Source organism: Allobosea sp. CCNWLY174, assembly GCF_037120455.1.
Classification (GTDB): domain Bacteria; phylum Pseudomonadota; class Alphaproteobacteria; order Rhizobiales; family Beijerinckiaceae; genus Allobosea; species Allobosea lupini.
In genome coordinates this window covers 97,906-115,994 of the sequence record NZ_JBBBBQ010000002.1, presented here as the reverse complement: position 1 = coordinate 115,994, position 18,089 = coordinate 97,906, and the positions used below count along the sequence as shown (strand labels likewise).

Sequence of the window (18,089 nt, the reverse complement as noted above, 5' to 3'; positions counted from 1 at the left end):
GGGCAGCGCGAAGCGCAGACCCGAGAATCTCGTGACGGGAAGGCGCTGGCTTGCGCCTCATCCGGCTTGAGATGCTCGGGTCAAGCCCGAGCATGACGCGGGACCGTCAGATCAATTCCGCCGCAGCAGGCGCTCCAGATAGTCGAGCTCCTCGGTCGGCCGCAGCGGATCGCCGAGGCGCCGCCGCAGTTCCTCGAGGATGCGCCGCGCCCGCTGCGTCGCGCTCTCGTCGGCACCCGGAACGCGCACGCGGCCATCGGCCCAGTCGCGCTGGCGCTGCGGGCGGCCAAGCGGATCGTTGTTGTCGCGCTGCTGCGCCGAGGGCCGGCCGGCCGGGCGTCCATCCGGCTCGCCATAGGCGTTCTCGTTGCCCTCGCCCTCGCCGGGCTCGCCCTGCATCTGCTGGGCGAGGTTCTGGCCGCCCTTGCGCAAGGCGTCCAGCGCGCGCCCCTGCGAATCGACCGCCTGCCCATCCTGGCCTTGACCAAGCTGGCCCTCGGCCTCGCGCATCGCATCCTCGGCCTCGCCAAGCTCGCCGGGGTCGGCGCCCATGCCGCGCATGCGCCGCTGCAGATCCTGCAGCCGCTCGCGCAGGGCCTGCTGGCGCTGCGACAACCCTTGCTGTCCCTGGCCCTGCCCGCCTTCGGCGTTTTGGCCGTCTTCGCCCTCGCCCTCCTCGCCAGGCTGCTGCCCGGGTTGCTGGCCACGCTGCCCACGCTGGCCCTGTTGCCCTTGCTGGCGCTGGCCCTGCTGGCCGGGACGCGCCTGCTGTTGGCCGGGGCGGCGGCCCTGCTGGGTGCGGTTCTGGTTCTGCTGGTCCTGCTGGTAGGTCTCGTCGCGCAACTGCTGCTGCTCGCGCGTCATCCGGTCGAGATCGCCCAACGCCTGGTTCATCTCGCGCTGGCGCGGGTCCTGCTGGCCGGGGCGCGCCGTCTTGAGGTTGTTCAGGAGGTTGTTGAGCTCCTCCATCAGGCGCTGCGCCTCGGCCATGTCGCCGCGCTTGGTCAGCTCCTCGATGCGGTTGAGCATGTTCTGCAGGTCGCGCGGCGTCACCGTTCGGAAATTCTCCGGCAGCCGCGCCTGGTTCTGCTCGCCGTTCTGCTGCTGGCGCTGCCATTGCTGGGCAAGCTCGCGCATGTACTGGTCCATGGCGCGGCGCAGATCTTCGGTGAGCTTCTTCATCTCCTCTTCGGAGGCACCGCGCTCCAGCGCCTGCGCCAGGTTCTCCTGCGCGGCCCTGAGCGCCTTTTCGGCATCCGAGAGGTCGCCATCCTCGAGCTGCAGCGCGAGCGCCCACATCATCTCGGCGGCGTCGCGGAGCTGGTCGTCGCTGGCGGCGCGGCGCAGTCGCTCGCCGATCATGCGCATGCCGAGATAGACGCCGGTCTCCTTCATGAAGCGGTCGGGCTCGATCATCAGCGCGTCGAGCGCAAGCTGAACTTTCTTGCGGTTGTCGACTTCCATGACGAGCTTGCGCCGCTGCTCGACCAGCGCCTTGGCCAGCGGCTTGGTGAAAGTCCGCTGCGGCAGCACGACTTCGATGGTCTCGCTGCGTCCCTCCTGCCCGGTCTCGTCGCGCGCCAGGAGGCTCATATTGACCTTGGCGCCGGCCCAGGGATGGGCCGAGAAATCGACCGTGCTCTTCATCTCGTCGTCGCCGGAACCGGAGGGCGGCACCGGCAGCACCTGCTTCGGCGCCTCGACCAGCGAGCGGCCACCCGTGATCGGCCCGACACGCGAGACCAGCACTTCGGCCGAGGCGATGCCGTAATCGTCCTTCGCGCGATAGCTGAGGCCGAGCCCGCCCTGCACGCCGCTGACGGGCTTGGGCGCATCGGCGAAGGCGATCTCCGGCTTCTGGTCGATGATCGCGTGCAGGCTCAAGGTCTGCGCCGGGGCGCCTGAGCCGGTGATGCGCAGGGTGCCGTCGCCGGCCACGAGATAGCGCTTCTCGGTCACTGCGACCGTATTCGGCGGCATGGCCTTGGCCGGCGCCGGCTTGGCGTCTCCGGATTTGACTTCGCCGGGCTTGCCCTCGACCGGTACGGCATCGAGCCGGCCGGTGGTTGCGACATCCATTCCGCTTTTGCCGGCGATGCGCACCACCACCGTCGATTTCTCGGGCACGTTGAAGTTCGGGCTGGCGAGCCTGCCGAAATCGATCAGGATCGGCGGCATGCGCGTATAGGAGGGCGGGTCGATCCAGGCATCGATCCGGACAGCCGCGGCGGCAAGCGCAGGTCCGCGCCAGTCGAAGGCGGCGGCGAGCCGCGGCAGGGCCTCATGCCCGGCGACGAAGAAGCCGGCGACCGCTGCGACCAGCGGCACGGCGCGCAAGGCCCGCCTGTCACGCCCGGCCATGCGCGGCTGTGGCGGCGCGACCTTCAGCGCCGCGACGTGAGCGCTCTGGCGCTGCAGATGCAGCGTCCACAACGCCTGCGAGACCGGATCCTTGCCGCCGACCGCGAGCGTATCCTCGAGCGAGGTCGCCGGACGGTGAGCCCCGTCCATCGAGTGGTCGAGCCGGGACAGCGCCTCGCGGCGGCTCGGCCAGCGACCGGTGACGGCCGGCCAGAAGCTTCCCAGCAGGAGCAGAGCAAAGACGGCGGAGCCGGCGGCCCGCCCCCACCAGGGCAGATACAGCCAGAGCCCGAGCCAGGAGACGGCGAGAAAGGCGAGGACGACGCAGAGCGGCGCCCACAGCTTCGGCCAGAGGCGCTCCCAGGCGAGCGACAGCCGCGAGGCCGCAGTGAGCCGCTCCAGCCGCTTGCGGATCGTACCAACCGAATCTAGCGCCGTGCGGCGCGGTGCTTCGCTCATCCGATGCTCCGGGCCGCCCCCCGCGGCGCCTCTCCTGGCTTCATCGATCGAGCAGAGAGGCTAGCACGTGATTGTGGCGTGACCAGCACCCAGGCACGATGCCCCACAGGCGCTCCGCTTATTGTGAAGCAGACTCAGGGCAGCCAGGGTGGTGCACGATCCGTGCCGATCAGCTCTTCATAGGTCTGGCGCGGCCGCGTCACCGCGAATTTGTCGCCCTTCACCAGCACTTCGGCGACCAGCGGGCGCTGGTTGTAGGTCGACGACATGCTGGCACCATAGGCGCCGGCCGTCATGAAGGCGATGAGGTCGCCCGGCTTCAGCGCCGACAGTTCGCGTCCAGTGGTGAAGGTGTCGCCTGATTCGCAGATCGGCCCGACGACGTCATAGGCGATCGTCTTGGCCCCCTCCGCCGGCTCCGCCACCGGCCAGATCTCGTGATAGGCCTCGTACATGGCGGGCCGCATCAGGTCGTTCATCGCCGCATCGACGACCAGGAATTCCTTGGTCGGGCGCGGATTGAGGTGGAGCACCTTCGTCAGAAGGATGCCGGCATTGCCGACGATCAGGCGTCCCGGCTCGAAGCCGAGCTCGGCGTCGAGCCCTTGCATCAGCTTGGCGACCATTCCGGCATAGGCTTCGATCAGCCCCGGGCCATGGTCGAAATCCTTCGGAACCTCGTAGGGGATGCCGAGCCCGCCACCGAGGTCGAGCCGGTCGACGCGGTGCCCTTCGGCCCGCAGCGCCAGCACGAGATCGCGCATCTTGGTGTAGGCCGCTTCGAAAGCATCGACCTCGCGGATCTGGCTGCCGATATGCACGGCAAGGCCCATGATCCTGACACCCGCCATGTTGGCGGCGCGGGCATAGAGCCGATGCACCTCCTCGAAGGAGACGCCGAACTTGTTGGCCGAGGAACCGGTGGTGATCTTGGCGTGGCCGCCGGCACCGATGTCTGGATTGACCCGGAACACCGCCTCCTGGCGCTTGCCCAGCCGCTGCGCCACCTTCGACAACAGGTCGAGTTCGCCTTCGGTCTCGATATTGACCTGGTAGATGCCGGCCTCGACAGCGAAGGCGAGCTCGCTCTCAGCTTTGCCGACACCGGAAAAGACGATCTTGCTGGCCGGAAAGCCGGCGGCGAGCGCCTTGCGGATTTCGCCCTCGGACACCGTATCGGCGCCGGCGCCGAGCGCAGCGAGCGTCTTCAGCACGCCGAGATTGCTGTTCGCCTTCATGGCATAGAAGACATGCGCCGATTTGCCCGGCGCGGTCGACGCCATCGCCGCCTCGTAGAGGCGGTAATGCCGCTCGATCGTCGCCGAGGAATAGACATAGACCGGCGTTCCAACCTTATCCGCGATCTCGCGCAGGTCGACATCCTCGGCGAAGAGCGCGCCGTCGCGATAGGCGAAGTGATGCATCGAAAACTCAGAGCAACGGGTCGAGCACGAAAGGCTTCTCGGGGACCTCGATCGGCCGGTTGCGCTTCGGCGGCTTGCCGAGCGGCGAAGCATCCGTCGCGTTGAAGCTGTTCTCGACCGCGCCTGTCTGCTGATCCGGCAGGTCGATCGCATTCTTGGCGTTAGGAGGCGGTTCGAGCGGGCCGCGGCGGCCGCAGGCGGTAAGCGCGAGACCGAGGAAGCCGGCCAGCAACACGGCGCGACCGATAGTCAGACGGGAATGCGGCACGAACGGGTATCCTCGGGCGAAGCGTCGGAGGGACTGTAGCGAATGGCGGGCAAGCTTGCGAGCCTTTGCGCCGGGATCATGACTGCGGCTTCGCGTCCTTGGCGAGCTGCTTCAGCCAGCGCTTGGCCTGCCGCTTCACATTGGCGGGCGCGGTGCCGCCATAGCTGGTGCGGCTCTTCACCGAACGCTCGACGCCGAGCACGGCGAAGATCTCGTCGCTGATCTTGGGCTCGACCTCCTGCATCTCGGCGAGCGAGAGCTTCTCCAGGCCGACGCCCTTGCTCGATGCGAGGCCGACGAGCCGGCCGGTGACGTGATGGGCGTCGCGGAACGGCATCTTCAGCACCCGCACCAGCCAGTCCGCGAGGTCGGTCGCGGTGGCGTAGCCGAGGCCGGCCGCCTTCTTCATCGTCTTCAGGTCGGGCTGCATGTCGCGGACCATGCCGGCGCTGGCGGCGAGGCAAAGCGACAGGGTCTGCACGGCGTCGAAGGTGCCTTCCTTGTCCTCCTGCATGTCCTTCGAATAGGTCAGCGGCAGGCCCTTCATCATTGTCAGCAGGCCCTGCAGCGCCCCGAAGACGCGCCCCGCCTTGCCGCGCACCAGTTCGGCCGCGTCGGGATTGCGCTTCTGCGGCATGATCGAAGAGCCGGTCGAGAACTTGTCGGAGAGCTTGACGAAACCGAACTGCGGCGTCGCCCACAGCACGATCTCCTCGGCCAGGCGCGAAAGGTGCATGGCGCAGATCGAGGCGGCCGAGAGCGTCTCCAGCACGAAATCGCGATCCGAGACCGAATCGAGCGAGTTTGCCGTCGGCCGGGCGAAGCCGAGTGCCTTGGCCGTCATGTGCCGGTCGATCGGGAAGGAGGTGCCGGCGAGCGCGGCGGCGCCGAGCGGGGATTCGTTCATGCGCTCGCGGGCGTCACGAAGACGGCCGCGGTCGCGCGCCAGCATCTCGACATAAGCGAGCAGATGGTGGCCGAAGGTGACCGGCTGCGCCGACTGCAGATGGGTGAAGCCCGGCATCACCGCCCCGGCATAGGTATCCGCCTTCTCGGCGAGCGCGAGCTGCAGGTCGGCGACCTGCTCGTCGAGCTGGTCGAGCGCGTCGCGCACCCACAGGCGCATGTCGGTCGCGACCTGGTCGTTACGCGAGCGGGCAGTATGCAGGCGCCCTGCGGCGAGCCCGATCCGGTCCTTGAGATTGCTCTCGATGTTCATGTGGATGTCTTCGAGCGCGCGCGAGAACGTGAAGCGCCCGGCCTCGATCTCGGCCTCGATGCCCTTGAGTCCGGCGGAGATCACGTCCACGTCCTCACGGGTCAGGATGCCGGTCTCGGCAAGCATGGCGGCATGGGCCAGCGAGCCGCGGATGTCCTGGCGCCACAGGCGCTGGTCGAAATCGATGGAGGCGTTGATCTCCTCCATGATGGCGTCGGGACCTGTGGCGAAACGCCCACCCCACATGCGGTTGCTCACGGCGGTCTTTCCTGCTCTTCAAGGACGCACGATGACGTCTCGGTCGAAAATGGCGGTGGCCTGTGGGGCCCTGGCGCTGCTGGTGCTCGGCGGCGCAGCGGCCTTCTACTCCGTGCGGGGCGTGGCCGGCAATTCCACTTGCAGCGCCGCCTCGGCGAAGGCTGAAACGCTGCGCCCCCTTGCCAAAGGCGATGTCGCGGGCGTCGAGGTCGCCAAGCAGCCGGCGCTCCTGCCCGATCTTGCGTTCAACGGCCCCGACGGCAAGCCGACGACGCTCTCGGCCTTCCGGGGCAAGACCGTCCTGGTCAACCTCTGGGCGACCTGGTGCCTGCCCTGCCTGACCGAGATGCCGGCGCTAGATGCGCTGCAGGGCGCGCTCGGCAGCTCGGATTTCGAGGTCCTGGCGATCAACATCGACACGCGCCACCCCGACAAGCCGAAGAAGTGGCTCGCCGACAAGGCCATCACCCGCCTCGGCTATTATGCCGACCCGCAGGCCAAGGTGTTCCAGGACATCCGAGCCGTGAAGAAGGTCGAGGGCATGCCGATCAGCCTGCTGGTCGACCCGGCCGGCTGCGAGCTCGCCCTGCTGCAAGGGCCGGCCGAATGGGCCGGCGCCGACGCCAAGGCCTTGATCGGGGCAGCGCTCGGCCGCTGACGCCTCAGTACGCCACGACTGTCCAGGTGATCGCGCCCTTCTTGAAGTATCCACCGACGTCGTAGGTGAGGGTTCCCGTCCCCTCACCCGCGCCTGCCTTGCTGGGTGCGCCGCCGAACTTGCCCTCGGAATTGCGCGTCACCTTGGTCAGCGTGATCAGGACCTGAAAATACTCCTCCTCGCCGGCCTTGTGCGAGGCGCGCGCCATTTTCGAGCCGACCAGCATGGTCGCCGGAGCCTCCGACGTCCACTCCCAGTACAGATGTTCCTTGGCATCGCTGGTGAACTTGATCCTGCCCTCGTCGGTGCTGTCCTCGAAATGGACCCAGCGGCCTGACGCCGACTTGCCGGAGACCTCGTTCTTGTCGGTTAGCCTGAGGATTGCGTAGACGGATTTCTCTCCGCTGCCCTGTTCGATCATGATCTTATGTGTCCGCAGCATCGCATGTTCTCCGGTGAGAAGGGGAAGGCGACGACCTAGGCAGAGCGTGACGCCGCTAAGCGTGCGGATTGCAAGGCAGGACACAGGCTTGCGGCATCCCGAGAGGATTGGACCGCTCTGATGCCGTTTCGCGGCGCGATGGGGCCCCGCATTCGGACGCGCCGCTACGATTGCGCCGCAAACTTGCGCAAGGGAACGACGGCCGCCCTGCGCGGTTCGTCCGGGCACGGCATCACGGCAATAGGCCCCCGACAGCGAATGGAGCGACAATCATGCGTTTTTCCGGACTTTCCCGCGCGGGCACGGCCCGGGCCCTTCTCCGGCTGGCGGCGGGCGCCCTTCTGCTCGCCGGGTTGGCCGGGCACGCACGGGCCCAGGATAGGACCGCGATCTCGGGTACGACGGTCTCGCTGGCGCCTCTGAAGGGCTTCGCGCCCTCGACCAAATTTGCCGGCCTGGAGAACGCCGAGGCGAAAGCCTCCGTGCTCGTCGTCGAGATGCCGCCCGAGGCGCATGCGCAACTGTCGGCACTGTTCAACAATCTCCAGACCGCCAAGACCAACTTCGCCAAGCAGAACATCGTGATCGACGAAGCCGAGGACATCGATACGGCCGGCGGCAAGGGCCGCATCCTGACCGGCCAGCAGAATGTCGCCGGTACGACCTTCGACAAATGGGTCGTGCTGCTCAAGGGCGCCAAGACCGTGATGATCACCGTGCAGGCGCCGGAAGATTCCGATCTCGATGGCGACGACGTGGTCACCATGCTGAAGAGCGTCTCGCTCGGCGCCGAGCCGACGCTCGACCAGAAGCTTGCGGCCCTGCCCTTCCGTGTTCGCGCCACCGAGCCTTTCCGCGTCGTCGACACCTTCGGCGGCCTTGGCGTGCTGATGACCTCAGGCCCGCTGAACGTCGACCCCAAGGGCAGCCAGCCCATGCTGATCGTCAGCTATCAGACCGGCGGTCAGGTCGCGGCCGGCCAACTCGCCGCTGTCGCCGAGAAGCTGCTGCAGACGACGCGCGGCTTCGAGAAGGCCGAGATTGCCAAGCGTGAGACCGTCGCCTTCGCCGGCAGCAAGGATGGCGTGCTGCTTTCGGGCAAGACCGCTGAGGGCGCCACCGGCAAGCGCTTTGCCCAGTATATCGGCCTCGGCCCGGATGGCCGCTTCGTGCGCCTGATCGTCAGCGCCGATGAGGCGACCTATCCCTCGTTGGAGCCGGCGATCAAGGCGATCGCCGACAGCATCGCCTTCGCCCAGTGATCGACCGATGCCACTGCCCGGCGTCACGGATCTGCAACATTTGCCATGGCCGTCCGGCTGCTCCATACGCTGCCGGCCATGAGCTACACCATCGGCCTCGCCACCACCTTCCACGACCCGGCTATCGCCATCATCGATCCCGGCGGCGAGGTCCTCTTCGCCGAGGCCACCGAGCGCTATCTGCAATACAAGCGCGCCCCGAACTGCGAGCCGGACACGGCTGCGCGGATGGAAAGTCTGCTCAAGCGCTACATCCCGAAGGGTGCGCAGATCAGGCTCGCGACCAGCTGGGGCGAGGAGTTCACCGGCTTCCTCGACCAGATGAGCCGCGCCGGCTCCTTCAGCCTCGACTCGCTGCTGAAGCTCTCCCCCGCCTTCAATCGTTCGCTCGTGCCCGAGCGCAGCGAACGCGCCCTGATCGCCAACCTGCACCACCAGCAGCAGCGCGCCGGCCTCGGCACCCTGCTCGGCCTCGACCGCGCCTTCGGCGAGGCGAAGGTCAGCGGGATCAAGCGCTACGGCCACCATCTCAGCCATGCGGCTTACGCCTGTTGGTCGTCGCCCTTCCGCGATGCCGCCTGCCTCGTCGTCGACGGCATGGGCGAGACGGGCGCCTCCGCGATCTTCGCGCTCAGGGATGGCCGCCTCACCGAGCTGAAGCGCCATCGCGGTCGCGAATCGATCGGCTTCTATTTCGGCTTCGTCACCGATCTCGCCGGCTTCGACCAAGCCAAGGGCGAGGAATGGAAGATCATGGGCCTCGCGCCCTATGGCAAAAGCGATCCTGAGTTGCTCGCGCTGCTGCGCAAGCTCTATCGCGTGGAGGGCACCAAGCTCAGCTTCGCCGACGCCGCGACGGTCCAGAACGTCGCCGACGAAATCCTGGCTCGCCGCCCGGCCGACGCGCTCGACAAGGGCTGGGCCGATCTCTCGCGCTGCGGCCAGGACGTCTTCGCAGAGATGATGGAGGCGCTGCTCGCCGAGACGGCGGCGCTCTGCCCGTCGGAAAATCTCGTGCTCGCCGGCGGCTGCGCGCTCAACTCCTCCTTCAACGGCAAGATCGTCGGCCGCCACGGCTTCAAGCAGGTTCATGTCCCCTCCGCCCCCGCCGATGACGGCAACGCGATCGGCGCCGCCTGGCTCGCCCATGCCGAGGCCAATCCGGACTGGCAGGCGCCCAAAGGGCCGATGAGCCCTTATCTCGGCTCAAGCCTCTCGACCGAGCCGTTCGAACGCATGGCGGCCTGGGAGCCGCGCCTGAAGAAGCTCTCGCCCGACGAAATCATCACCGCGACGGCCAAGCTCCTGGCCGAAGGCAAGCTGATCGGCTGGGCCCAGGGACGGGCCGAGTTCGGGCCGCGCGCCCTCGGCAACCGCTCTATCCTGGCTGACCCCCGCCCTGCCGACGCCAAGGACATCCTCAACGCCAAGGTGAAGTACCGCGAGGCCTTCCGGCCGTTCGCGCCCTCGATCCTGGCCGAGCACGGCCCCGACTGGTTCGAGAACTACCAGGATGCACCCTATATGGAGCGCACCCTGACCTGGAAGGAGGCGGTGCGTGACCGCGTCCCTGCGGTCGTCCACGAGGATGCGACCGGGCGCCTGCAGAGCGTCACGGCGCAGCGCAACGCCCGCTATCACGCGCTGATCTCGGCCTTCCACGCGCTCACCGGCGTGCCGGTAATCTTGAACACCTCCTTCAACATCATGGGCAAGCCAATCCTGCACACGAGCGAGGATGCGATCCTGATGTTCTATACATCAGGGCTCGATGCGCTGGTGGTCGAGGACTGGCTGCTGGTGAAGTGAGCGCCCGCTTCGGCGGCAGACGTATCCGGACATGAAAAAGGCGGCGCTCGCGCGCCGCCTTTTGATTCCACGAAGGGGAAGAGGCTCAGCTCGCCTGCTTGACGGCGATGCCCTTCTCTTCGAGCAGCGCCTGCAACTCGCCGGCCTGGAACATCTCGCGGGTGATGTCGCAGCCGCCGACGAACTCGCCCTTGACGTAGAGCTGCGGGATCGTCGGCCAGTTCGAATAGGCCTTGATGCCCTCGCGGATCTCCTGATCCTCGAGCACGTTGACGCCCTTGAACGGCACGCCGACGTAAGAGAGGATCTGCACGACCTGGCCGGAGAAGCCGCACATCGGGAATTGCGGCGTGCCCTTCATGAAGAGCACCACGTCGCTGGACTTCACTTCGGCATCGATACGGGCGTTCACGTCGCTCATGGCCTTATCTCCAAATGCGGGTTCAAGGCCCGCCGGATGAACTCGTTCTAATCTTGGGGAACCGTCGTCGTCAGCGCAAGGGCATGCAGCACGCCGCCCATGTTTCCTTGCAGGGCGGCATAGACCATCTGGTGCTGCTGCACGCGCGATTTGCCCTTGAAGGCGGCCGAAACCACTGTCGCGGCATAATGGTCGCCATCGCCGGCGAGATCCTTGATCTCGACGACGGCGTCGGGGAACGCCGCCTTGATCATGCGTTCGATCTCGCTCGCTTCCATCGCCATGACTGGTCTCCTCAGGCGGCCTTGCCGGCCATGTAGTCCGGCAGCCAGCTCTCATGGATCTTGCTGAGGGCTGCGACCGAAACGGCAACCTCACCCGGCAGGGCAAGCTCGCTGCCGCCGGTCTTGCCGATGATCTGAGCCGGCACGCCGGCAGTCTTCGCCTCCGCGACGACAGCCTCAGCGGCGTCAGCTGGCAGCGACAGCAGGTAGCGGCCCTGATCCTCGCCGAACAGCACCGCATGAGCCGGACCGGCCGGCAGAGCCTCGACCTTGGCGCCGATGCCCTTCGCCATCGCCATCTCGGCGAGCGCGACGGCAAGACCGCCATCCGAAAGATCATGGCAGGCGCTGAGACGGCCGGCGATGATCAACGAGCGCACGAACTCGCCATTGCGGCGCTCGACAGCTAGATCGACCGGTGGCGGCGCGCCCTCCTCACGACCACAGACCGTCGCGAGATAGGCGCTCTGGCCGAGCCAGCCCTTGGTTTCGCCGATCAGGACGATCGCCTCGCCCTCGGCCTTGAAACCGATGGTGGCATGCTTCGTCACATCGGCGAGCACGCCGACGCCGCCGATGGTTGGGGTCGGCAGGATCGAGACGCCGTTGGTCTCGTTGTAGAGCGAGACGTTGCCGGAGACGACCGGGAAGTCGAGCGCCCTGCAGGCCTCGCCGATGCCGCGGATGCAGCCGACGAGCTGGCCCATCACCTCGGGCCGCTCCGGATTGCCGAAATTGAGGTTGTCGGTGATGGCGAGCGGCAGGGCCCCGACCGCGGTCAGGTTGCGCCATGCTTCGGCCACCGCCTGCTTGCCGCCCTCGAACGGATCGGCCTCGCAATAGCGCGGCGTCACGTCGGCGGTCATGGCGAGGCCCTTCGGCCCGTCCTCGATCCGCACGATGCCGGCATCGCCCCCCGGCGTCACCGCCGAGTTGCCAAGGATCAGCGTATCGTACTGCTCGTAGATCCAGCGCTTCGACGAGAGGTCGGGCGAGCCGACCAGCGCCAGCAGAGCCTCGGCGTTCGACATCGGCGGCGTCACGCTCGACGCCTCGATCACCGGCCGCTTCGGCGTCTCGACCCAGGGCCGATCGTATTCGGGAGCCTCGTCGCCGAGCTCCTTGATCGGCAGGTCGGCCATGGTCTCGCCGTCATGCTTGACGACGAAGCGTAAGCTGTCTGTGGTCTTGCCGACGACGGCGAAGTCGAGGCCCCATTTGCGGAAGATCGCCTCGGCCGGCTCCTCATGGCCCGGCTTGATCACCATGAGCATGCGCTCCTGGCTTTCCGAGAGCATCATCTCATAGGCGCTCATGCCGTCCTCGCGGCAGGGCACCGCGTTGAGATCGAGCTCGACCCCGAGATCCCCCTTGGCGCCCATCTCGACCGCCGAGCAGGTCAGGCCGGCCGCGCCCATGTCCTGGATCGCATCGACATGGCCGGCGGCCATGATCTCGAGGCAGGCTTCGAGCAGCAGCTTCTCGGCAAAGGGGTCGCCGACCTGCACGGTCGGGCGCTTCTCCTCGGCGCCCTCGCCGAAGGCGGCAGAGGCCATGGTCGCGCCATGGATGCCGTCGCGGCCGGTCTTCGAGCCGAGATAGACGATCGCCTTACCGACGCCCGAGGCCTTGGCGTAGAAGATCTCGTCGGAGCGCGCGAGGCCGACGGCCATAGCGTTGACGAGGTTGTTGCCGTCATAGCGCCGGTGGAAGCCGGTGGCGCCACCGACATTGGGCACGCCGAAAGAATTGCCGTAGCCGCCAATGCCCGCAACGACGCCGGAGACGAGGTGCCGGGTCTTCGGGTGGCTCGGATCGCCGAAGCGCAGCGCGTCGAGCACCGCGATCGGGCGCGCGCCCATGGTGAAGACGTCGCGCAGGATGCCGCCGACGCCGGTGGTCGCGCCCTGATAGGGCTCGATGAAGGAAGGGTGGTTGTGGCTCTCCATCTTGAAGACGATCGCGAGCCCGTCGCCGATATCGATCACGCCGGCATTCTCGCCCGGGCCCTGGATCACCCAGGGCGCCTTGGTCGGCAGCGTCTTCAGATGGATCTTCGACGACTTGTAGGAGCAGTGCTCGTTCCACATCGCCGAGACGATGCCGAGCTCGGTGATCGACGGCTCGCGCCCGATCAGATGCAGGAAGCGCTGGTACTCGTCCGGCTTGAGGCCATGTTCGGCGACCAGCTGCGGGGTGATCTTGATGTCGTTGGGAATCACGCGGCCTGTTCCTGACGGAGGGGGCGAGCCGAAGGCTCGATCTCAAGCGGGGGCAATAGCCTGAAAACGGCGGTGGAGACAATCGCTCGGAGCGCCTACCCTACCCCGATCTCCGCCATGGCCGCACGCAGCTTGGCCGGGATCGGCACCGGCGTCTGCGGACCGCGCTCGACATAGACATGGGTGAAGAGGCCTTGCGCCGCCGTGAGCTGCCCGCCCTGCCGGAAGATGCCGATGCGATAAGTCACCGAAGAGCGGCCGAGCTTCTCGACCGCGAGGGCGCCCTCGACCACCTCCGGAAAGGCGACGCTCTCGAAATAGTCGCAGCGCGTGCCGACCACGAGGCCGACGATCCTGCTATCCTTGACGTCGAGAAAGCCCTGCCCGATCAGCCAGGCGTTCACCACCGTGTCGAACCAGTTGTAATATATCACGTTGTTGACGTGGCCGAAGACGTCGTTGTCGGCCCAGCGCGTCGGAATCGTGCGGAACAGGCGAAAATCGGCACGCCCGAGCCTGACCGGCTTCTCGCTCATCGCTCTTCCCCGCCCGCCTTGTCGCCCGTGCCGATCTCTGGAACGCCTAGCGCGTCCGCCAGCCGCGCCTTGGCCGAGCCGGGCCGAAGCGGCTTCTGCTGGCTCTCATGCGGCGCCCAGCCGGAGAGCCAGACGATCTCGAAGGTCGCGCGCAGGCGCCCGTCCGGATCGGAAAAGCGCTCGGCATAGAGCTCAGCCGCCCGTAGCAGCACCGCACGCCGCAGCGGCTTGCGGCTGCGTTCGGTCAGCGCATTGGACCAGCCCATGGCGCGCAGATCGCGCAACAGGCCGAACATGTCGCCATAGCGGACGGTGACGCTCTCGCTGTCGATCACCGGGAGCGCGAAGCCGGCGCGCTGGAGCAGCGAGCCGAGATCGCGCAGATCGGCGAAAGGGGCGACGCGCGGGCTGGCACCACCAGTCAATTCGACCTCCGCCGCGAGCAGCGACTGGCGCAGTTCGGTCAAGGTCTGGCCGGCGAGCAGGCAAGCGATGAAGAGCCCGTCCGGCCTCAGCGCCCGTTTGATCTGAATGAGGGCGCCCGGCAGGTCGTTGACCGCATGCAGCGCCAGCAGCGAGACCGCGAGATCAAGCGATTCCGCGGCGAAGGGCAGTGCTTCGAGATCGCCGACGACAGTGGCGCCAGCTTCCGCGGCCTCTGTCATGCGCAGCAAGCCGCCAGCCCGCGGCTGCAGCGCCGATCCTGCCAGCGGCAGCGGCGTGCCGAGATCGGCAGCCCGCTCGAAGCGTCGCAGCACGGCGGACAGCCGCTCGTCGAGATCGCCGACGCAGCGCGCCAGCAGGAAATCGGGATAGCCGGCGGCGAGCGCAGCCGACAGGCGGCGGCGATAGAGCGCGCGGTCGAAGACGACTGAGCTCACCGCGCGCCCCGCTTCACTCCATCCCCTCCAGCTCGATGATCAGCCCTTCGATCATCCTGAGCCCGATCTGCCAGAAAGCCGGATCACGCGCATCGAGGCCGAACGGCTTCAGCAGTTCGGAATGATGCTTGGTGCCGCCGGCCGAGAGCAGCGCGAAATAGCGTTCCTGAAAGCCAGAGGCCGAGTTCTGGTAGACGCCGTAGAGCGAGTTCACCAGGCAATCGCCGAAGGCATAGGCGTAGACGTAGAACGGCGAGTGGATGAAGTGCGGGATATAGGCCCAGAACGTCTCGTAGCCCGGCCCGAGCCGGATCGCGGGCCCGAGGCTCTCCGACTGCACGCTGAGCCAGAGATCGCAAAGATTCTCGGCCGTCAGCTCGCCCTGCCGGCGCGCCTCGTGAACCTTGCGCTCGAACGAGTAGAACGCAATCTGGCGCACGACGGTGTTGATCATGTCTTCGACCTTGGCCGCCAGCATCGCCTTGCGCTGCTTCTGGTCGCGCGTCTCGTCGAGCAGCTTGCGGAAGGTCAGCATCTCCCCGAAGACGCTCGCCGTCTCGGCCAGCGTCAGCGGCGTCGGCGCCATCAGTGCCCCGTTCGGCCCGGCCAGCACCTGGTGCACGCCATGGCCGAGCTCGTGCGCCAGCGTCATCACGTCGCGCGGCTTGCCCTGGTAGTTGAGCAGCACATAGGGGTGGGCCGAAGGGACGGTCGGGTGCGCGAAGGCGCCCGGCGCCTTGCCCGGCCGCGCCGGTGCGTCGATCCAGTGCTCGTCGAAGAAGCGCTGCGCGATCCCCGCCATATCGGCTGAGAAATTGCCGTAGGCCGAGAGCACCGTGTCGCGCGCTTCGGTCCACGGGATGGTCCGCTGCTCGACCTTGGGCAGCGGCGCGTTGCGGTCCCAATAGTCGAGCGTGTCCTGACCGAACCAGCGGGCCTTTAGCTTGTAGTAGCGGTGCGACAGGCGCGGATAGGCCTCGCGCACGGCGGCGACCAGCGCATCGACGACCTCGCGCTCGACGCGGTTGGCCAGATGGCGGGAATCGGCGACGTCCTCGAACTTGCGCCAGCGGTCGGAGATCTCCTTGTCCTTGGCGAGCGTGTTGGTGATCAGGCCGAAGGTACGCAAATGCTGGCGGAAGACGGTGCCGAGCACCTCCGCGGCTTCCTTGCGCACGGAACCGTCGGCGTCCTGCAGCCGGTTCAGCGTCAGTTCGAGCGTGAGGTCGTCGCCGCCGACCTTGAAGCGCAGCGAGGCGATGGTCTCGTCGAAGAGCCGGTTCCAGGCGCCATGGCCGGTCACCGACTTCTCGTGGAAGAGCTCCTCGATCCGATCCTCGAGCTGGTGCGGCTTGTCCTTGGCGAGATCGTCGAGCCAGGGCTTCCAGTGGCTGAGCGGCGCCTGCGCCGCCGCCTTGGCCAGCAGTGCCTCGTCGATTCGGTTGAGCTCGAGCCCGAAGAACAGCAGCTCGGTCGAGATCGCGGTGACCTTGTCCTGCGTGTCGCCATAGAACTTGGCGCGCTGCGGATCGGTGGTTTCGCCGGAATAGACCAGTCCGGCATAGGACATGATCTTGCCGACCAGATCCTCCAGCCCCTCATAGGCCCTGACCGCCTCGGCCAGCGCGGCGCTGGCGTCCTCGCGGGCAGCGAGCGCCGCGAGCTTGCCGCGATAGAGTTCCGCGAAACGCCGCGCCTCGGCAGCCGCGCGCTCGACATCGGCCGCGAAGGCGGGCGAATCCATCGCCGGGTAAAGATGCGTCAGATCCCATTCCGGCAGGGCGCCGAGCGCCTCGGCCGCGCCTCCGGCATGGGCAGCGCGTGCGATCGCGGGACGGTCGAAGGAGCGGGTCATGAGCAATCTGCCTCGGCCTGTCGGAGAGGATTTACGGCCCCCTCATATGCGCGGCCAGCGGCTCGCGATCAACGGTCGCGCTGTCACAGCAGCTCGATTTCCCGCTGGCGTCGCCGGCTTAAGCGGCGCTTAACCGTTCTCCCCGACAGTGACCCGAAACGGAACAGCCGCTTCCGGCTGATTGCCTGGCCTATCGAGGTTTCATGTCCGCAACCATCCTGGTCGTCGACGACGATCCCGTCCAGCGCCGGCTCCTCGACGCGATGCTGAAGCGCTTCGGTTACGAGGTCGCACTGGCGGAGGGCGGCGAGCAGGCTCTGGCGGTTCTCGTCGACGAATCGCGCCGTATCGACTGCCTGATCCTCGACCTCGTCATGCCCGGCCTCGACGGCATGGGCGTGCTCGCGGCGCTGCGCGAGCGCGGCAGCGAGGTTCCGGTGATCGTGCAGACCGCCAACGGCTCGATCGAGACCGTCGTCTCGGCGATGCGCGCCGGCGCCGTCGATTTCGTGGTCAAGCCGGCCGGCGCCGAGCGCCTGCAGGTCTCGCTCAAGAACGCGCTGAAGCTCGGCGCTCTCGAGCACGAAATCCGCTACATGAAGCGGCGAGCCTCCGGCCAGCTCGGCTTTCGCGATCTCGCCAGCAAGAGCCAGGACATGGGCCGCGTCGTCCAGCTCGCCGAACGCGCCGCCCGCTCCAACATCCCGATCCTGATCGAGGGCGAGTCCGGCGTCGGCAAGGAGGTGCTGGCCCGCGCCATCCAGGGCTCCAGCGACCGCCGCGGCAAGCCCTTCGTCACCGTCAATTGCGGCGCGATCCCGCACAATCTCGTCGAATCCATCCTGTTCGGCCATGAGAAGGGCGCCTTCACCGGCGCGACCGAGCGTCATATCGGCAAGTTCGTCGAGGCCAATGGCGGCACGCTCTTCCTCGACGAGGTCGGCGAACTGCCGCTCGATGCGCAGGTCAAGCTGCTGCGCGCCATCCAGGAGAGCGAGGTCGATCCGGTCGGCGGCAAGAAGTCGGTGCGCGTCGACATCCGCGTCATCTCGGCGACCAACAAGAGCCTGCTCGAGCAGGTCAAGCGCGGCGAGTTCCGCGAGGACCTGTATTACCGCCTCAATGTCTTCCCGATCACCTTGCCCCCCTTACGCCGGCGCCGGGAGGACGTCGCCGACCTCGCCCGCGGCTTCCTCGCCCGCTTCGCCGCCGAAGAGGGCCGCAAGCTGCGGGGTATCAGCGCCGAGGCGCTCTCGCTGCTCGCCGACTATGACTGGCCCGGCAATGTCCGCCAGCTCGAGAACGCGATGTTCCGAGCCGTCGTGCTCTCCGATGGCGACGAGCTGACCATCGCCGAGTTCCCGCAGATCGCCGCGCAGATGGATGGCTTCGACGTGCGCATTCCGCCGGCGCCGGCCTCCATTGCCAGCGAGCCGCGTGGCGAGGCGCCGCCGCGCGTCATTCAGGTGCCCGTCCGCGATCCCAACGCGCTCGACCTCGTCGCCGGCTCAGACATGCGCACGCTCGACGAGCTGGAGCGCGAGATCATCAAGTTCGCGCTCGCCCATTATCGCGGGCACATGTCCGAGATCTCGCGCAAGCTCGGTATCGGCCGCTCGACGCTTTACCGCAAGCTCAAGGACTATGGGCTGATCGAAGGCGAGGACGCCGCCGACGGCGCCGACGCCGCCTGATTCGCCCGAATCGAAACGCGTTCTGCAGCCCACAGG

The 18,089-nt window shown here is 67.3% G+C and carries 15 protein-coding genes; 4 read left to right on the top strand and 11 right to left on the bottom strand.

What is annotated here, in order from left to right:
• Positions 1–111: 111 nt before the first annotated feature.
• From V7S63_RS07310 to argH, 4 genes are all read right to left on the bottom strand, one after another.
• Positions 112–2,820, bottom strand: a complete 2,709-nt coding sequence (locus V7S63_RS07310) for a TIGR02302 family protein (RefSeq protein WP_336529732.1) — start codon at positions 2,818–2,820, stop codon at positions 112–114.
• Positions 2,821–2,954: 134 nt separating this feature from the next.
• Positions 2,955–4,244, bottom strand: coding sequence for a diaminopimelate decarboxylase (gene lysA, locus V7S63_RS07305; RefSeq protein WP_336529731.1), 1,290 nt, complete (start codon positions 4,242–4,244; stop codon positions 2,955–2,957).
• A 7-nt stretch (positions 4,245–4,251) separates the two neighbouring features.
• Positions 4,252–4,512 carry an LPS translocon maturation chaperone LptM gene (lptM, locus tag V7S63_RS07300; protein WP_100963497.1) on the bottom strand — a complete coding sequence of 87 codons (261 nt, stop codon included), beginning with the start codon at positions 4,510–4,512 and terminating at the stop codon, positions 4,252–4,254.
• Positions 4,513–4,588: 76 nt separating this feature from the next.
• Positions 4,589–5,989: an argininosuccinate lyase gene (gene argH, locus V7S63_RS07295; RefSeq protein ID WP_091836379.1), complete on the bottom strand. Its 1,401-nt coding sequence runs from the start codon at positions 5,987–5,989 to the stop codon at positions 4,589–4,591.
• Positions 5,990–6,020: 31 nt separating this feature from the next.
• Between argH and tlpA the strand changes: the two genes are divergently transcribed.
• On the top strand, positions 6,021–6,647 hold the full coding sequence (gene tlpA, locus V7S63_RS07290; protein ID WP_336529730.1) for a thiol:disulfide interchange protein TlpA: 627 nt from the start codon (positions 6,021–6,023) through the stop codon (positions 6,645–6,647).
• Between the two features lie 4 nt (positions 6,648–6,651).
• Here tlpA and V7S63_RS07285 read toward each other — a convergent pair whose 3' ends face one another.
• Complete coding sequence (locus tag V7S63_RS07285; protein WP_336529729.1) at positions 6,652–7,089, bottom strand: hypothetical protein; 438 nt, start codon at positions 7,087–7,089, stop codon at positions 6,652–6,654.
• Between the two features lie 272 nt (positions 7,090–7,361).
• Here V7S63_RS07285 and V7S63_RS07280 point away from each other — a divergent pair, with 272 nt between their 5' ends.
• Together V7S63_RS07280 and V7S63_RS07275 are read left to right on the top strand one after the other, a co-directional pair.
• Positions 7,362–8,351, top strand: coding sequence for a hypothetical protein (locus V7S63_RS07280; RefSeq protein ID WP_336529728.1), 990 nt, complete (start codon positions 7,362–7,364; stop codon positions 8,349–8,351).
• A gap of 78 nt (positions 8,352–8,429) precedes the next feature.
• Positions 8,430–10,160 (top strand): carbamoyltransferase family protein, encoded by a 1,731-nt coding sequence (locus V7S63_RS07275; protein WP_336530229.1) that lies wholly within the window; start codon positions 8,430–8,432, stop codon positions 10,158–10,160.
• Between the two features lie 85 nt (positions 10,161–10,245).
• Here V7S63_RS07275 and grxD read toward each other — a convergent pair whose 3' ends face one another.
• The 6 genes from grxD to V7S63_RS07245 all read right to left on the bottom strand — a co-directional run bounded on the left by grxD (position 10,246) and on the right by V7S63_RS07245 (position 16,359).
• Entirely contained in the window at positions 10,246–10,581 is a 336-nt protein-coding gene (grxD, locus tag V7S63_RS07270) for a Grx4 family monothiol glutaredoxin (RefSeq protein ID WP_091836387.1), read from the bottom strand.
• Between the two features lie 47 nt (positions 10,582–10,628).
• Entirely contained in the window at positions 10,629–10,865 is a 237-nt protein-coding gene (locus V7S63_RS07265; RefSeq protein ID WP_092156864.1) for a BolA family protein, read from the bottom strand.
• A gap of 11 nt (positions 10,866–10,876) precedes the next feature.
• The gene (gene purL / locus V7S63_RS07260; RefSeq protein WP_336529727.1) at positions 10,877–13,087 is read right to left on the bottom strand and encodes a phosphoribosylformylglycinamidine synthase subunit PurL; all 2,211 of its coding nucleotides are present in this window, start codon (positions 13,085–13,087) and stop codon (positions 10,877–10,879) included.
• 95 nt (positions 13,088–13,182) lie between these two features.
• Positions 13,183–13,623, bottom strand: coding sequence for an acyl-CoA thioesterase (locus tag V7S63_RS07255; protein ID WP_336529726.1), 441 nt, complete (start codon positions 13,621–13,623; stop codon positions 13,183–13,185).
• Positions 13,620–14,504 (bottom strand): methyltransferase domain-containing protein, encoded by an 885-nt coding sequence (locus V7S63_RS07250; RefSeq protein ID WP_336529725.1) that lies wholly within the window; start codon positions 14,502–14,504, stop codon positions 13,620–13,622. The genes V7S63_RS07255 and V7S63_RS07250 overlap by 4 nt, the downstream gene beginning before the upstream one ends.
• 13 nt (positions 14,505–14,517) lie before the next feature.
• Entirely contained in the window at positions 14,518–16,359 is a 1,842-nt protein-coding gene (locus tag V7S63_RS07245) for a M3 family oligoendopeptidase (protein ID WP_336529724.1), read from the bottom strand.
• Between the two features lie 203 nt (positions 16,360–16,562).
• Here V7S63_RS07245 and V7S63_RS07240 point away from each other — a divergent pair, with 203 nt between their 5' ends.
• Positions 16,563–18,053, top strand: coding sequence for a sigma-54-dependent transcriptional regulator (locus tag V7S63_RS07240; RefSeq protein WP_091836402.1), 1,491 nt, complete (start codon positions 16,563–16,565; stop codon positions 18,051–18,053).
• The last annotated feature ends 36 nt before the right edge of the window (positions 18,054–18,089 follow it).

Coding starts and splice junctions, on each gene's coding strand:
- V7S63_RS07310 (WP_336529732.1), bottom strand. CDS start 2,820: ATGAGCGAAGCACCGCGCCGCACGGCGCTAGATTCGGTTGGTACGATC.
- lysA (WP_336529731.1), bottom strand. CDS start 4,244: ATGCATCACTTCGCCTATCGCGACGGCGCGCTCTTCGCCGAGGATGTC.
- tlpA (WP_336529730.1), top strand. CDS start 6,021: ATGACGTCTCGGTCGAAAATGGCGGTGGCCTGTGGGGCCCTGGCGCTG.
- V7S63_RS07285 (WP_336529729.1), bottom strand. CDS start 7,089: ATGCTGCGGACACATAAGATCATGATCGAACAGGGCAGCGGAGAGAAA.
- V7S63_RS07280 (WP_336529728.1), top strand. CDS start 7,362: ATGCGTTTTTCCGGACTTTCCCGCGCGGGCACGGCCCGGGCCCTTCTC.
- V7S63_RS07275 (WP_336530229.1), top strand. CDS start 8,430: ATGAGCTACACCATCGGCCTCGCCACCACCTTCCACGACCCGGCTATC.
- grxD (WP_091836387.1), bottom strand. CDS start 10,581: ATGAGCGACGTGAACGCCCGTATCGATGCCGAAGTGAAGTCCAGCGAC.
- V7S63_RS07265 (WP_092156864.1), bottom strand. CDS start 10,865: ATGGCGATGGAAGCGAGCGAGATCGAACGCATGATCAAGGCGGCGTTC.
- V7S63_RS07255 (WP_336529726.1), bottom strand. CDS start 13,623: ATGAGCGAGAAGCCGGTCAGGCTCGGGCGTGCCGATTTTCGCCTGTTC.
- V7S63_RS07245 (WP_336529724.1), bottom strand. CDS start 16,359: ATGACCCGCTCCTTCGACCGTCCCGCGATCGCACGCGCTGCCCATGCC.
- V7S63_RS07240 (WP_091836402.1), top strand. CDS start 16,563: ATGTCCGCAACCATCCTGGTCGTCGACGACGATCCCGTCCAGCGCCGG.